Consider the following 15850-nt stretch of genomic DNA (forward strand, 5'->3'; position numbering starts at 1 on the left):
ATTCCTTATATTGCCATTATTTATGTAAATTACCGTCATTTGTAGTTTTTATTGCATTCAAAATATTTCATTGAATAATTTATTCTTACCAAATATACTATGATTCACATTACCATATTATAAAAGTAAATATTATTTTTTGTAAAGAAATATGATATGAAGTTCATTTCTCCAATAATCCATTGTATATAATCAAATTGGTGAACTCTGATAAATTCTATCATAAAAACTACAAATATGACTATTTTTGATTAGATAAACCAATATCGGGATATGATTACATTGATTAAAAAATAAGATAAAAAAAATATCGGGGGGAGAGTTATTTTACAACTTTAATTATTGTTGTAGAGTTTCTTTGACTTTTATATGCTAGCCTGTCCTGCGTTACTATTTCAATATTAGTGTATTTGTTGTATGCCGGGATGGTAATGTTCTTGATGTTTAAGATACCGTTGGTTGAGTAATAATACATTGGTTGGCTTTGATTCTTAAGGCTTAAACCATTGATTTTAATCACACACTTATTAGGTCCTGCTACAATGTTACCAAGATAATCCTTTATAGTCGCTTGAAGAGATAACTTATGGGTCTTATTGTAGACAGTAACATTTGAAATGGTAATTGTGATGTTTGATCTTTCAACCTGGAAAGTGCTAGTGTTTCGGATATCCTCCTGGTAGTTCTTGTTATAGAATCCCGCAAGTATCGTATGGTTCTTTGGGGTCATGGTCTTACCATCAGTTACACCGGATAGTCCCAGTGGAACGGTATATTTGGTTGTAGCGGTTCCGTTAACTACTTTTACTTTAAGCATTTGTCCTTTAGAGTCTTTTAATGTAATACCATTTACCTTGAAATATACGAATTCGTCATCATATTTTGTTAGGTTGCTACTTCGTTTACTATTAGTGATATCATATACCTTGGCTGTTAGCGTTAGTACCTGTCCCTGCTTGATTGTTTTCACGTTGCTGGATACTATAATGGAAGCATTTCTTTGGGATATGTTTATTTTTACCTCATTACTAACTGAAGCATTATAGCTGGATGTACCAATGTATGAAACCGTTAACTTGTTGGCATTTCTCATGGTCAAATCCGGTATAACCGTAGCAGTTGCCACACCATTTACCACTTTAATCTTAAGTGGATTGGAACTACCAGTTATTTTACCGTTATCCTTGATGGTTATACCGTTGAGTTTGAATATTACATTACCCTCATTAACTTTCTTATTGTTGGCATCCGTTACTGTTGCCTTTAGAGTTAATTTTTCTCCAATAATTCCTTTAGCATTCTGCACAGTTGTTTTTGTAGATATAATTCCATCATCAAATATGTTGTTTCTTATGGTGACTTTCATTCCTGAAGAATATATTGTTCCATTATACTTTGAAATGTCCGCATTGGTATTATTGGATATTGTAGCTGGAGTGTTGTTGATTATGGCCTTTCCGGTCATGTTTGCCTTATTGACCGTGAAGATATTTTTTTCTATGCTTGCATTTTTTCCAACAACATGGATAGCTGATCCTGCTTGGGCAGTATTGTTTTTAAATATGCTTTCTTTTACGGTTATATTACCATTTGTCAGTATTGCTCCTCCATTATATCTTGCATTGTTGCTAGTAAATGTACTGTTGTTTATGGTAATCTTTGCTTCATTCCATATTGCTCCTCCCCAGTTGTTTGCATTATTGTTTGTTAACGTACTATTTGTTATAGTTAATGTATCACAGTTGTATATTGCTCCACCGTCGGCATAGCTTTTTGAACCTGTAGCAGTGTTGTTGTTCAGGGTAGTGTTTTTTACTGTTAATCTTCCAAGTGCATTGCAGATTGCTCCACCGTTTGATGCCTGATTGTTATTTAAAGTGCTTCCGGTAATGGATATGTTACCTGTATCATATATTGCCGCTCCACTATAGTTTGCCATGTTGTTGTTTAATATGGCATTGGTGATGCTTATATTACCACAGTTTCTAATGGCTGCTCCTGCATTTATTGCAGTATTCTTGTTTAGTGTAGCGTTGTTTATATTCACATAACCGGTTTGATTGTTGTATATTGCCGCACCATCATTTGCTTTGTTGGAATTCAAGGTACTTTTTGTAATTTTTAAACTGTTGGCAGTGTATATTGCTCCACCATATGTTGTTGCCGTGTTGCTGTTTAATGTGCTGCTATTGATAGTTAGATTACCCGTATCATATATTGCCGCTCCACTGTAATCTGCTTTATTGTTGTTTAAGTTACTGCCTATGATGCTTAGGTTGGCACAGTTTCTTATAGCAGCCCCAGCATTTGCAGCATAGTTATTGTTTAAGGTAGTGTTAATTATTGTAAGATTACAATTGTCATAGTTATATATTGCTCCACCATCATAATCGGCCTTGTTGTTGCTTAGATTACTGTTTTTTATGGTTAGATTTCCGAAATCATTACGGATTGCCCCTCCACAGTATGTTTCGAAGTTAGGCTCGTCATCTCCTCCTTCTTTTGTTGCATTGTTGTAGTTTAATGTAGCTTTGTTGATGGTTAAATTACTGAAATAGTTATATATGGCTCCACCAATGATATTTGCTTTGTTATAGTTTATAATGCTGTTATCAATGGAAACATTGCTGAAATAGTTGTATACTGATCCTCCACTTGTTGCGTTGTTATTGTTTAGTGTACTGTTAGTCACAGTTAGAGTACTATCAATGTTGTGTATTGCTCCTCCAAAGTCTCTTGCAGTATTGTTTTTTAGTGTAGTGTTTTTCACGGTTAGAGTACCTTTGTTGCATATTGCTCCTCCAAAGTCTCTTGCAGTATTGTTTTTTAGTGTAGTGTTTTTCACGGTTAGAGTACCTTTGTTGCATATTGCTCCTCCACCATATTCAGCTTTGTTGTTGATTAAGGTACTGTTTGTCACAGTTAGGGTACCTTCATTTTCTATTGCTCCACCATAAGTTTCAAATCCTTTTTCTAGTCTGAAATTCTTTATGGTGATATTATTTCCATTAACTTTAAATATCCTGGAAATAGACTGTGCATCTATTTTATGTCCTTTCCCATTTATAACTGTATTGTTATCAGTTAGTTCTATTCCTTCAGGGAAAATTATTTCTTCATCGTTTAATACATCTAATTTAATATCATAATTTAATTGTATCTCTTTTTTTCCACTCCTAATTAAATTATTTAAATAGGTGTAGTTTTTTTCGTTTTGATTTAATTTACTGAAATATAATATGGTATACTGATTCTCTATTTTTTTACTTAATTTATTTTCATAAAGGTAAATTATACCGTTATTTAATATTGTTTTAGTGTTTTCATTGTCAAATATTGGTTCAATTAGTTTAATTACACCATAACTACCAAAGTTGTCATTATAGATGTCTTGACTATTATTTGTAGCGTAATTATTATTAAAGGTTGTATTTAATATTTTACTTAATCCTCCATTATAAATTGCACCACCCACTTCGTCTGCTTTGTTATTGTTTAATGTACAATACCTGATGGTTAATATTGTCATGTCACTATAATCAGAGTTGTATATTGCTCCTCCACGTCTTGCGTTGTTGTTGTTTAAGGTACTGTTGTTGATGGTTATATTACTTTGATAGTTTTTAAATACAGCTGCTCCATACAATGCGTTGTTGTTGTTTAGTGTACTGTTGTTGATGGTTAGATTACCATACATGTCGTTGTATATTGCTCCTCCACAGAATTCTGCAGTGTTTTTGCTGTTTAATGTACTGTTGTTGATGGTTAGATTACCCCTGTTGTATACTGCTCCTCCACAATATGCCTTGTTGTTGTTTAGTGTACTGTTGTTGATGGTTAGATTACCCCTGTTGTATAGTGCTCCACCATCATTATTTGCATAACAGTTTGTAATTTTGATATTATTTATGCTTACTTTACTGTCTGAGTTAATATATAACAGTTGGTATTGGTTGTTTCCGTTGATAGTTTTTCCATTACCATTAATAGTCAGTGTTTTAATTGCTTCATTTAATTCTGTGTTGTTTGCTAGTAAGATATTTGAGTTTATGTTTACTGTAACAGTATCATATGTATTCGCGGTCACAGCTTTTTCAAGTGTATTAAAGTCATTAACGTCATATGTTTTTGCTGATGTTTTAATATTCTTCTTATTATTGACAATAACCTCATTAGGCCGTGTTTCTTTTTCTAATGGAGTATCATCAACATCATCTGTTATCATGACTGTATCGTCACAAATTTCAGTATTTTCATCTGATAATTCTGTTGCACTAATAGCTGTAATCAACAGAAATACCAGTACAAACAGAATAAAAATTTTACTAATTTTCAAAATATGTCCTCCTTAAATTAATTTAGTTAAAAATACTTTATATATTATGTAAAGCAATTGTTTTATAGATGAATTAACCAAAAGATATGACTTCGGTTTTAAAATCGATAATATAGTCAATTCACCCGATATTTTCATTTAAGTCAATTTACTTAAAAATCATGCATTTTAACAATATTCTCCAGATATTCTTTAATTTCACAGAAACATATCTCATAAACTTCAACATCTTCACCATACGGGTCTTTAATATCCAGAAATTCTTTTTCACCAGCATATTCCTTGACAGTATAAACTTCTAAATCAGGATATCTTTGCTTAATATTATCCCGGATATCAAAGGTCAACGTTAATACTAAATCATCATCCCTGATATCCAAATCATAGAAATTTTTAGATTCATGATTTCTTAATTCAAGATCATTATATCTACATACTTTTATAGCATTTGAACTAGCACTTTCACCCTCCAATGCATATAATCCGGCTGACAATACCTCAACATTATCAGTCAATGACTTAAATATTGCTTCAGCCATAGGACTTCTACATATATTTCCATGACAAACAAAAATTACTCTCATATTATCATCCTCAAATGTTTATTCTCCCGATAGCTATGTATTCACTATGTAAGAATTAGACTAAAAAAATTCTAAAAAACCATGTTATCCATTAAATAATAAATATTTACTTGAAAGTATTTAAAATCTTTAAATGTTATACTTTCAGGGGAGTATATATGAAAAAAATAGAATTGCAGAAAGAATCTGCATTTATTGAAATAATGCCATTCTAATGTGGGAGAGGTATGTGTCTTCAAATTTATATCTACCACTATTTCCATCATTATGGGTATTCACTGCTTCATCAGATGGACAGTCACAATTGATTGCGTTAGTACCATACATTGCACTGCCTTCTCCACCATTAACACTGCAGGCAGTAAATTTGGATTCTATGGCAGTTCCCTGATAAATTCCACCACCACTGCCATTTGTAGCAGTAGAGTGTTCAAAGAAACATCCAAATGCACTTCCCTCATACATGGAACCACCCTCGGAGGCATTACAATTTACAAATTTGCTGTTAATCGCATCTGCTTGATATAAAGCACCACCTTGCCAGTATGCATAACAATTGGTAAAATTACAGTTGGTTGCAGAATTATATGATATTGCACCTCCACAGCTTGTAGAATAACACTCTTCAAAGACACATCCCATAGCACTACCTTCAAAAATTGCCCCACCATGATAAACTGTACTGCAGTTTTTAAAACTACAATTGTAAGCAGTACCATCCAATGCTCCACCAAACTCTGAAGAAGAACAATTTTCAAAGCTACAATTAACTACCTTATTGTTGTCCTCTTTACCTAAAACTACAGCACCACCGGCACCGGTAGCATTTGCATTGATGAATTTAATATTTTCAAAGGTCACATTTCTTGTACCGTTTGCATTAAATATTCTACCTGCATTATTTGCATCAATTGTTATGTCTTTGCCTTGTTCTGCTTTAATAACAACATTGCTTGCACTAATATTAATACCGTTTTCATCATAATTGTCTGTATTCACATAATTTTTTGTAAGTATTATTTCACCACTCTTATCACTACCAGATACAAGACTAGCTAATTGTTCAAATGTTCCCTCATTAGAATTGGATTTAGTTACATCTTCATCACTAACTACACATGCAGATGTAACTAGAACAATCAATGCTAATAAGATAATTATTAAAATTTTATTATTTAACAATTTAATCACCATCCTTAAAAGTTAATATTCTCCTTTACTGGTAGTTGTTGGTATATAATACAAGACAGCACAAATAATATTAATAAGTGCAAAGACTATTACAAGTAAATTACCCATACTGCATGTATTAATATCACTTATTCCCGGAACAGTATACAAAACACCATTAAAGTAAATATTTGATAATGTATCTGCAGGGTATAAGAATCCATGAAGTGAAGTGTAAACTACAAAGGCGATTATCAATAATGATATTATTGGCATTATACGACTGTTTTTTATTGAATCTTTTGGTATGATTAACCCGATAGCTGGAATTAATAATAATAACATATATGAATTGATGTAGTACGGTGTTATGAGTCGGATAGTAAAACATAAAAGTATGGATAATACTCCAATATTTCTCTTCAACTTATTTTTATTAGTTATTCCGAGTTTATTTGTTATAAAGGTTAAATTAAACATTTTTTCACCATATTCTTATTTATTTTATTAATTATTATAAATAATATTATTTTGTTTGAAATAATATGGGCTGAATAAATAATTATTTAATGGCATGAATATGTATATTCATTCATTTACTTATTATTAAATAAATAGAAATTATTTGATTTAAATGCGACATCACATGCAAATAAATATTCATCATATGTATTTAATGAATGTTTTAGAATTCCTTGTTTTGATACCATACTTAAATCTAATCCATATTTTAATTCACAATCTTCTAAATGTATTGCAATGAAAGGTTTCTTTTTAGAAAGTGCAAAATTTATTTCATTTCTGACATTTGGCGATTCTATCGAATTATCAGATATAAATACTACAAATAATGAACATGATTTTATTTTATTAGAAATAACTTCTGGCCATTCACTACTAGCAATAATTCCTTCATCATACCATATTTTAACACCATAATCATTGAAAACCTTTAAATCTTTAAAAACTTCTTCTGCATCTAAATGGGAGTAACTAACGAACATGAATGGTTCTTCTCCATTATATGCATGAAATGGAGCTTTTCTAATATGTGTTTGAGTATTATCATTCAATGGTTTTTCATCATCTTTACTATTTATATGTTGTTTATCTATTTTAGTAGTTAATTCAATATTTAATGTTTTTGATGGATAATAATTTGAAAAATCACCATCATACTTAATTGGTAATAGTACACTACCCGGATTGTCTGTTTTATGGATAAATATTGCTTCACCATTATTATTTGTAATAGAAATATGATTTTCACCAAGTTCTATTGGTTTACCCACAATAGGTTTATTATTTTCATCTAATAATTGCACAGTTAAATAATGATTTTCATTTGTATTTTTATTGGTTTCAACATTTAATATATTTAAATGAGTTTTACATTTTATATACTCAATTTTACCACCAATAGCAATTGATTGGATTGAATCTTTTTCTTCATAATATATTTTTAGCTTTCCATAATTCAAAATAGGATATTTGTCATTATTTTGTGAAAATTCACAATTTTCTATTTTTATCTCAGATTCTGGAGTATTGGAGATATCATTTCCGTTTTCTTTTGCAGTATTGTTTATGAATTTGCAATTTATAAGATTTATTTGTCCTTCCTCATTACGTATAGCTCCACCAAAATCGTTAGCATATCCATTTTTAAATGTGATATTTTTTAATGTGACATTTTTTCCTTTAATTTCAAATATCCTGACTTTTCCATTAGCATCTATTGTGTGATTATTTCCTTCAATTGTTATATTATCTTTCTTGATTACAATACCGTCATTAAACCCGTATAATAATCTTCCAAGAAAACCTCCTCTTCCTGTATAAACAATATCGTGTTCTAAGTATATATTATTGTAATCATTTATTTTAGCTTTTAACTCGTAAAAATCTCCATTCATATATATCACCCGTTAAAAATGGATTCTTTAGACATGGTAAGCTTATCAATATTAATATCTTTTTTCTTTATGATGTGTATTTTAATTTTTAGATTTAGATATTCTATTTAATAAAAAAAGTAGTTTATAAGGACAATATTGTCCTTATATCCTCTAATTTCTATTTCATTGTTACATTGACTGCTTCATCAGCACCCATTTCACAGTTTGTAGCACTTCCTCCATACATTGCACTACCTTCTCCACCAGTTACACTACAACCGGTAAATTTACAGCCTGATGCAACTACATTATATGCAGCACCTCCACTACCATTTTTAGCAACGGAGTTTTCAAATTGACAATCGAAAGCTGAACCTTCATACATTGATCCGCCTTCAGCTGCATAACAGTTGATAAATTTACATCCTACTGCATCTGCATGGTATAATGCTCCTCCTTGCCACCAAGCATAACAGTTTGTAAATGTACAGTTTGATGCATTATGATATGATATTGCACCACCTTGACTTGTTGAGAAACATTTTTCGAACTCACAATTTGTTGCATAACCATCAAATATTGCTCCACCATGATGTGTGCTGTTACAGTTTTTGAATACGGAATTTTCTGCATTACCGTCTAATGCTCCACCAAACTCGGATGCACTGCATCCTTCAAAAGTACAGTTAACTACCTTGTTACTTAATTCATTGCCAAGAATGACAGCTCCACCGGCACCTTCAGCATTACCGTTTACAAATCGTATATTTTCAAATCTTACGTTTTTGGTACCGTTTGCATTAAATATTCTACCTGCACTTTTAGCATCTATTGTAATGTCTTTACCTGGTTCTCCTTTAATTACCATATCATGACCAGTAATTTTAATACCAGACGCATCATAACCATCAGTATTTACAAAGTTTTTTGTCAGTACTATTTCACCGGTTTTATCATCACCAGATACAATGCTAGCTAATTCTTCAAATGTACCTACATCAGAACCTTCATCAGCATATACACATAATGATGCACATATGGTTAAAAATAATCCTAATGTGATAATTGTTTTTTTATTTATCATATATTGACCTCCAAAATTATTTTTCATTTTTTAGTATGGTTTTTTTATAGTTGTAGGAATAAAGTACATCACGCCACATATTATATTGTATATTGAATAAGCAATTATCAGTAAATAAGTGTTTGCACAATGACTTATCTCACTGGCTGTAGGAACATGACTTATCTGGTTTGTCAAATAAAGGTTTGACATTATAGGATAAGTATTTAAATAACCATTAATTGATACGTACAATATAAAAATGACAATTAAAAATGTGATTATTCCAAGTATATGACTATTTTTTATTGAATCACGTGGTATAATTAATCCAATTGCAGGAATTATAAATAATAACAGGTACCATTCAACATAAAATGGTTTTATATATAAAAGAATAGCACATATAATTATTGATGCAATCCCAAACATTGTTTTTCTATTATTCGTTACAAAACTCATTCAATCATTCGCCCCCTCTTTATTAAAAATTCTTTTAAAACTAAAAAATATTTAAATATGATATTACTTTGTTTTTAAAATATATTTAACTCGATTAAAGTAAATGCTTTATGTGACTGGTTGCTTATTATAAAAGTAATTATTAAATTTCTAATAAAATATGTTATTCATATTGATTGCTGTTTTAGTTTGGGCTAAGATCGTTTATATTCAAAAATTTGTGTTTCTGTTTTTTTCCAAATGGTTTTTCATTTAAACGTTTCTTTTTTAAAAAAAGGGGGGTCCTGATTTTCCTGAATATTATATTGATTGTAGGATATTGATTATGTTAAGATTAACTCCAGAATTCGATGAATCAATAAAGAAATAGAATAATGATATTATAATATATATTTTAGCAGTACTAATTGTATGAGAATTTCTAAAAATTATAGTTTATTGTATATGAAAAAAATAGATTATAAATGGGAGGTGAACTTTTAATTAAGATTATTCACGAGTATATACATTTATCGTTGGATTTTGTGTATCCATTATAATTATGCTTCCCTTGTTGTTGTGTATTGATTCTATAAGGTTCTCTTCTGAATTTGCTATGTCGTTCATGATTTCTGTATCTGTCAATGAGATTTTTCCTTCAATATTGTATATTGAGTCACCCCAGTGATTTGCGGTATTTTCTTTGAATAAACTGTTGTTTATATTTACGTGTCCTGAATTGAGTATTGCACCACCGTTTTCATGTGCCTTGTTGTATCCGAATATGCTTTTGTTTATATTTGCTTGTCCGGAATTGTAGATAACTCCTCCATTTGGTATGGCTATGTTATGGTGGAAGGTGGATTTGTTTATTTCTATTAGTCCACGGTTGGATATTGTTCCTCCGTAACCTCTTGTTGTGTTGTTTTCAATTTTTGAGTCTGTGATGATAATCGTCCCATTTTTTTGATTGTTTATTGCTCCACCGGTAAAATATGCCTTGTTGAATATGAGGTTGGAGTCTGTTATTGTCACTATACCATTTGCCTGATTGTTTACCGCTCCTCCCCTCTCGGTGGTGGCATTATCTTGAAATGTTGAGTTTTTGATGTCCAATGTTGCCCAATTAATTATTCCTCCACCGCTATGATTTCCAGTGTTGTGGCGGATAATCGTGTCTTCAATTAATACTTTAACATTACTTAGATCAATATCCATATAATGTTCCAATTCATTTATTGTTGATGTCTTATGGGTGAGTCCTCCATTATGGATGGCTCCCGCATCTTCCCAGGATAGGTTCTCCTCTATTACAGAACATTTAATTGTCAGATTGCCCCAGTTAAATATTGCCCCGCCATCGGTTAGTGCAGAGTTATTGCTGAGTATGCTGTCTTGGATAGTCATAGTTCCATTTATATCATTGTATACTGCTCCACCGTCTACTTCTGCTATGTTGTCCGTAAAGTTACTGTTGTATATTTTTACAGAACCGACATTGGCTATTGCCGCTCCACTATCTTTTGAATATCCATTTTTAAATGTTATGTTCTTGAGTGTAATGTTTTTTCCTGTTGTCTTGAATATTCGGGTCAGTCCCTGACTATCTATACTATAACCATTTCCATTGATTTCAATGTCATTTACATCAACGGTTATTCCTTCGGAAAACTTTTCTTTTTCTCCTTCTTCTATAGTTATGTCATGTTCTAATTCTAATTCCTTATGTTCACCGTGAATTAGCTTGTCCAGGTACGTGAAATTATATGGATTGTTATAATTCATTTACTATACCTCCATAATTGATTCTTATATTAAATTATCAACATTTTATATAATGAAACTATGATTTAAGTTGTTATTAAACGCTTTAAATATTATCCTTTAATTTATACACTTTTTATAATTTTTGTTGGCATAGTGCATTTCACATTGGGGATAATATCGTTTTAAAATCCCCATTTGGAAATGTGTGCATGTTATGGGATGTAGTCTGAGTTCATCTCCTAATTGACCATACTGCCTAATGTTCTCATAATCTCGTAGAATGTGTCCTTTTTTTGTCCATCTTCATCCTTCAAGCAGTATTCTTTATATTCGCTGATTTCATATATATTTTTTATTCTGTCCCCGTATATTTCTTTAAACTTTTCTTTATTTCTTGAACCAAATATTAACGCCAAATCCATCTCTTCTAGGCTTGAATATTTTCTATGACTTAATTGGAACTCTGTTAGTGAGTATAATTTTATGCTATCCTCATATTTGCCACCTGATGGATCATATTCTAGCTCTGCCACAGGTTTATCATAATTTTGGAATGAACTCATTATTATCAATACTTTCATAATAATCACCTCTATTTGCTATCTTCTAACTCATCAATCATGTATTCTTTCAGATAAGGGTTAACTGATACTTTTTTCCGGATTTCATTATTCTTGTCATTATCTTTAATGTATAATAATGTTTTTGCATCATCTAGGTTTGGGTTATCTAATGCAAGCATTCTAATATCGTCATTTTCATCATGTAATGCTATTTCCATCAGTGTTTGTTTATCGTTCATGTGGGGGTTTATAATGGCTAATTTTCTTAGATAAACATCCTCTTTTTTCATGGCAATTTCTTTTAGAAATTCCCTATCGTGTATGTTGATATTCTTCATAGCCCTGATACGTGTATCCTGATTGCCATGATATCTTATCATTGCTTTAAGTACGTCTTCATCATTCATTGTTTCCAGGGTGTAATTGTCCTGACATGTAATTTGATCAATCAGTAATCTATTGTCATGAATAATCTTTTCTATATTATTGCCATCCTCATTTACTATTTTTTCACTTAAATTGCCTATAATCTCATTTTTCTGATGAATTTTACTTAATTCTTCCATGAATTTGGATTGTATGTTGTCAATCAACGTGTCTGTGTTAATGTCAATATTGTTTTTCAGTAGATAGTCATATAACCTTTCATCGCCAAGAAGTATTTTTCTCACGTATTCTTTGTTATTTGCATCTTTTTCATGATCTATCAGGTCAATAAGCAGTGGAGGGTTATATGCTATTTTCTTTATTGCTTCTAGTCTAATGTCAGGGTCTTCATCATTAAATGCAATGTTTGTCATAATCTTCTCATCATGAAGTTTTTCCAAGGCATTCAAGCGGATATGAAAAGAGTCATCATTTAGCAACAGATATTTTAAATGAAATTCATTATTGGATTCAAGCAGTTCCTCTTTTGTCATTTCAAGAGTATTACTTTTCTTCAGTACTGCATCTTCACCATTATAATGTTTTAGCAAGAGTTCTCTTGCTTCTTTTTCTGTGAAGTTTTTCGGATATACCAACCGGATTTCTTCACCCGAATCAATACGGAGCATTTTATATAATAAACAACCATCAGTCGTGGATAATTCTGATAATAATCTAAGAAAGTCTATTGGATGCTTTTCAAGAGCTGTTTTGTCCATATCCCGTTTAAGTAAGTGTAATGTTTCATCCAAGGTTGGAATGTGTTTTTCATGTTTGGTGATGAATGTAAGGTATTCCTGTTCAAATGGATTTTCCACATGGTATGCCTTTTTAGGAAATCTGTCATATACGTCATGATAATAAATGACTGAATTGTCTTGATGGTTAACAATCATCTTTTCACCTCTACTGATTTAAAAGTGGTGTCTGCATATTAGTTACTATTATATGTTATTCGGGTAAAACAATTTATACCTTTGAAAGATTTTACTTTATTACTATATGTCCTGATTGAAAGATGTCTTTCATAGAAAAAGGGGGGGGGATATGGATGGAGTGTTGAAGTTAATTCAAGGTTTAAAAATTAAATGTTTGTTAGGATATTCCTGTTGTCACGTCACTACAGATTTTTTCATCATTTGTACTGTTATAATATAATTTTATCACATTTTTAAGCAGTTTTTCTTTGTTTTCAGAATTTATGGCTTTTTGTGAGTCTGCTATTAGTTTATTAATCATTCCTTCATCATCGCCACTATCAATGTTGAATTTGAGCTGGTAGAATACGGATTTAACTGTTTCCATCATGTTTTGATTGATATAAACTTCCAATATCTTGTTATATACTCTTTCATATTCAATGATTTCAAGTGTATTCTCATATTGTATGTTGTTGTATTCCTCGATAAGATTATCAATATCATCCTCTTCAAATTCGTCTCTAAGCTCATCCAGTTTTGACAGCTTATATTCTATCATTTCTTTGAGTATGCCTATTTCGAACTTTTCATCAATATCATCCAACTGGCTGATTATGTTATTCATATACTCTTGTGTGGCTTTGATACAGTTTTTATCATTACGTGTTATTTCCATCAGTAACTTCAGGTATTCAATATCTGTGCTGTTTTTTATTCTTTCCAGATGACTTCGTACTTCCATATCACTTATTTTTTCATAGCTTTCAAGCCTTTCTACCAACAATCGGTAGTTATTCTCTAGTTTTTTGATGCTTTGTTTCTCGGGATTGTATTTCAAGATTCTTGTAAGATTGGTGTTTAAAGATGGAATATATATGTTAAATTGGAGGTCATTTTCTTTACATGTCTCTAAACTGATGTCCATCCTTGAGTTAATGTCCAACTTATCTGTTATATCACTTGATTTGATTTCGATATGTCCTATTAATGTATTGTAAATGACTTTTCTGTTTTCTCCGACATATACCGGTATGGTGATTGAGTCTTTCTTGTCCGGGCTTAATTCTTTTGTAGTATATATTGTTGTTTGACTGATGTAATCTGTTCTTTCACCCTTTTTTGCCACTGGCACTGTTTTATTGTCATGAAGTAATAAGTGGATGGAGTTTTCTATTGTTTTTGTGCCTTTGATATTTTTTTGACATTTTATCTTATGATTTAACCTATCGTCAACATCCATTTTTTCATTGTTTTTATCAAACACGTCTATATGATATTGTAATGTTTTGTCGCTTATCGGTACAAGTACATTGAAAGTACCGTCTTCAGTTAAGTATCCGCCAGCTACAACTCTCTCTTTATCATATATTTTAACCTGTAATTGATTATATGATAAGTATGAATCATTGGAATATACCCTGCCGCTTACACTTAAATGATTATCATCAATTGATTCATTGTTATAAATAATTAATGTAAGCAGATCATCCGTAACTTCAGGTAATGTTTTTGTCATAGTTGATGCATATATTGCCGCACCACGGACGACAACCGTTAACGGATCTAAAGATTTCTCTATAGGTACATCATATTCATTTTGAAGTGTCTGTGTAACAAGTGGGGTTAATGTGGCTCCCCCTACCAGGATGATTTTTTCAATATCCTCCTTTTTAAGTGACAGATGCCAGAGTAGGTCATTACATGTGTCAATTGTTTTCTTGATTGATGGTGTGATTAGTTTTTCCAATTCCTCTTTGGTTAAGGTGTAATTGAATGTATAATCCATCTTATCAAAGAGATTTTCAATTACAATATCAACTTTATCTTCATATGATAATCTCTTCTTTGCTTCTTCAGCCTCATGCTTTAATATGTAGAATTGACGTTTATATATGGGATTATCTCTCGTAAAGTCGTAAAACTTACATTCATCGATAATCTTCTTTTTAAAGATTTCATCCACTATCTTCCAGTCAAACAGTATTCCACCTATATTGTCTAATCCACTATCCTCCATATTTTCTATTTTTTCTTCATCTGCTTTGACAATACACGTGTCGAATGTTCCACCACCAAGGTCATATATCATCCATATCCTTTCTTCTTTGTTTGTAGCCTTTAATCCATATGCTATTGCCGCCGCCACAGGCTCGGGTATGAAGTATGTTTTTTGAAACCCGGCCAGTTTTGCCGCCTTGGCTGTAGCCTTTGTATTCAGTGGATTGGAATTGGCGGGAATGGTTATTACGATTTCATGCAATTTTTCATTTGTCTTATCATAAGCCGATTTTTTAAGGTTTTTAAGTATCTCCGCTGATAACTCTTCGGGGTTGTATGTTTTATCGCTTCTTTTAAAGTGATATTCAAGGGGAAAGCCCATGTTTAGCTTAAACTCAGTGTAGGCATTTTCCGGGTCTGTTATCAATGCATCTCTAGCCGATTGTCCCACTTGTATCTTATCGTTTTCGTCTATCCATACTGCTGATGGTGTGAATATGTCATTTGTTTGGGAGTTTTCTATTAGGGATACTTCATCATCTTCTTTATATGCTATCAGGGAGTCACTTGTACCTAAATCAATTGCATAATCTATGGTGGGGGATACGTCTTTATTTGTCATATTATTCACGTCACTTGTGTTATACATAATTTAATTGTTTATATTTTAACTTTTTCTGCTAT

At 31.4% G+C, this 15850-nt stretch carries 11 protein-coding genes; all 11 read right to left on the reverse strand.

Going from position 1 to position 15850, the window contains the following annotated elements; all coding sequences use genetic code 11:
* Positions 1-322: 322 nt before the first annotated feature.
* The 11 genes from AW729_RS00705 to AW729_RS00755 all read right to left on the reverse strand — a co-directional run bounded on the left by AW729_RS00705 (position 323) and on the right by AW729_RS00755 (position 15788).
* A complete protein-coding gene (locus AW729_RS00705; protein ID WP_112123270.1) occupies positions 323-4336 on the reverse strand; it encodes an Ig-like domain-containing protein in 4014 nt (1337 codons plus the stop codon).
* Positions 4337-4488: 152 nt separating this feature from the next.
* Positions 4489-4920 (reverse strand): low molecular weight protein arginine phosphatase, encoded by a 432-nt coding sequence (locus AW729_RS00710; protein WP_112123271.1) that lies wholly within the window; start codon positions 4918-4920, stop codon positions 4489-4491.
* Positions 4921-5112: 192 nt separating this feature from the next.
* On the reverse strand, positions 5113-6102 hold the full coding sequence (locus AW729_RS00715; RefSeq protein ID WP_112123272.1) for a hypothetical protein: 990 nt from the start codon (positions 6100-6102) through the stop codon (positions 5113-5115).
* Between the two features lie 21 nt (positions 6103-6123).
* A complete protein-coding gene (locus AW729_RS00720) occupies positions 6124-6435 on the reverse strand; it encodes a hypothetical protein (RefSeq protein ID WP_162685697.1) in 312 nt (103 codons plus the stop codon).
* A gap of 251 nt (positions 6436-6686) precedes the next feature.
* Positions 6687-8006 (reverse strand): toll/interleukin-1 receptor domain-containing protein, encoded by a 1320-nt coding sequence (locus AW729_RS00725; protein WP_112123274.1) that lies wholly within the window; start codon positions 8004-8006, stop codon positions 6687-6689.
* A 160-nt stretch (positions 8007-8166) separates the two neighbouring features.
* Positions 8167-9072, reverse strand: a complete 906-nt coding sequence (locus AW729_RS00730; RefSeq protein WP_112123275.1) for a right-handed parallel beta-helix repeat-containing protein — start codon at positions 9070-9072, stop codon at positions 8167-8169.
* Between the two features lie 30 nt (positions 9073-9102).
* Positions 9103-9513, reverse strand: coding sequence for a hypothetical protein (locus AW729_RS00735; RefSeq protein ID WP_112123276.1), 411 nt, complete (start codon positions 9511-9513; stop codon positions 9103-9105).
* Positions 9514-10002: 489 nt separating this feature from the next.
* Positions 10003-11277, reverse strand: a complete 1275-nt coding sequence (locus AW729_RS00740) for a hypothetical protein (protein ID WP_112123277.1) — start codon at positions 11275-11277, stop codon at positions 10003-10005.
* Positions 11278-11498: 221 nt separating this feature from the next.
* Positions 11499-11840: a hypothetical protein gene (locus tag AW729_RS00745; RefSeq protein WP_112123278.1), complete on the reverse strand. Its 342-nt coding sequence runs from the start codon at positions 11838-11840 to the stop codon at positions 11499-11501.
* Positions 11841-11851: 11 nt separating this feature from the next.
* Complete coding sequence (locus AW729_RS00750; protein WP_112123279.1) at positions 11852-13144, reverse strand: hypothetical protein; 1293 nt, start codon at positions 13142-13144, stop codon at positions 11852-11854.
* Positions 13145-13343: 199 nt separating this feature from the next.
* A complete protein-coding gene (locus tag AW729_RS00755) occupies positions 13344-15788 on the reverse strand; it encodes an Hsp70 family protein (RefSeq protein WP_162685698.1) in 2445 nt (814 codons plus the stop codon).
* Between the last annotated feature and the right edge of the window lie 62 nt (positions 15789-15850).

Source organism: Methanosphaera sp. BMS (genome assembly GCF_003268005.1).
Taxonomy (GTDB): Archaea; Methanobacteriota; Methanobacteria; order Methanobacteriales; family Methanobacteriaceae; genus Methanosphaera.

Coding starts and splice junctions, on each gene's coding strand:
- AW729_RS00710 (WP_112123271.1), bottom strand. CDS start 4,920: ATGAGAGTAATTTTTGTTTGTCATGGAAATATATGTAGAAGTCCTATG.
- AW729_RS00720 (WP_162685697.1), bottom strand. CDS start 6,435: ATGTTATTATTATTAATTCCAGCTATCGGGTTAATCATACCAAAAGAT.
- AW729_RS00725 (WP_112123274.1), bottom strand. CDS start 8,006: ATGAATGGAGATTTTTACGAGTTAAAAGCTAAAATAAATGATTACAAT.
- AW729_RS00730 (WP_112123275.1), bottom strand. CDS start 9,072: ATGATAAATAAAAAAACAATTATCACATTAGGATTATTTTTAACCATA.
- AW729_RS00735 (WP_112123276.1), bottom strand. CDS start 9,513: ATGAGTTTTGTAACGAATAATAGAAAAACAATGTTTGGGATTGCATCA.
- AW729_RS00740 (WP_112123277.1), bottom strand. CDS start 11,277: ATGAATTATAACAATCCATATAATTTCACGTACCTGGACAAGCTAATT.
- AW729_RS00745 (WP_112123278.1), bottom strand. CDS start 11,840: ATGAAAGTATTGATAATAATGAGTTCATTCCAAAATTATGATAAACCT.
- AW729_RS00750 (WP_112123279.1), bottom strand. CDS start 13,144: ATGATTGTTAACCATCAAGACAATTCAGTCATTTATTATCATGACGTA.
- AW729_RS00755 (WP_162685698.1), bottom strand. CDS start 15,788: ATGACAAATAAAGACGTATCCCCCACCATAGATTATGCAATTGATTTA.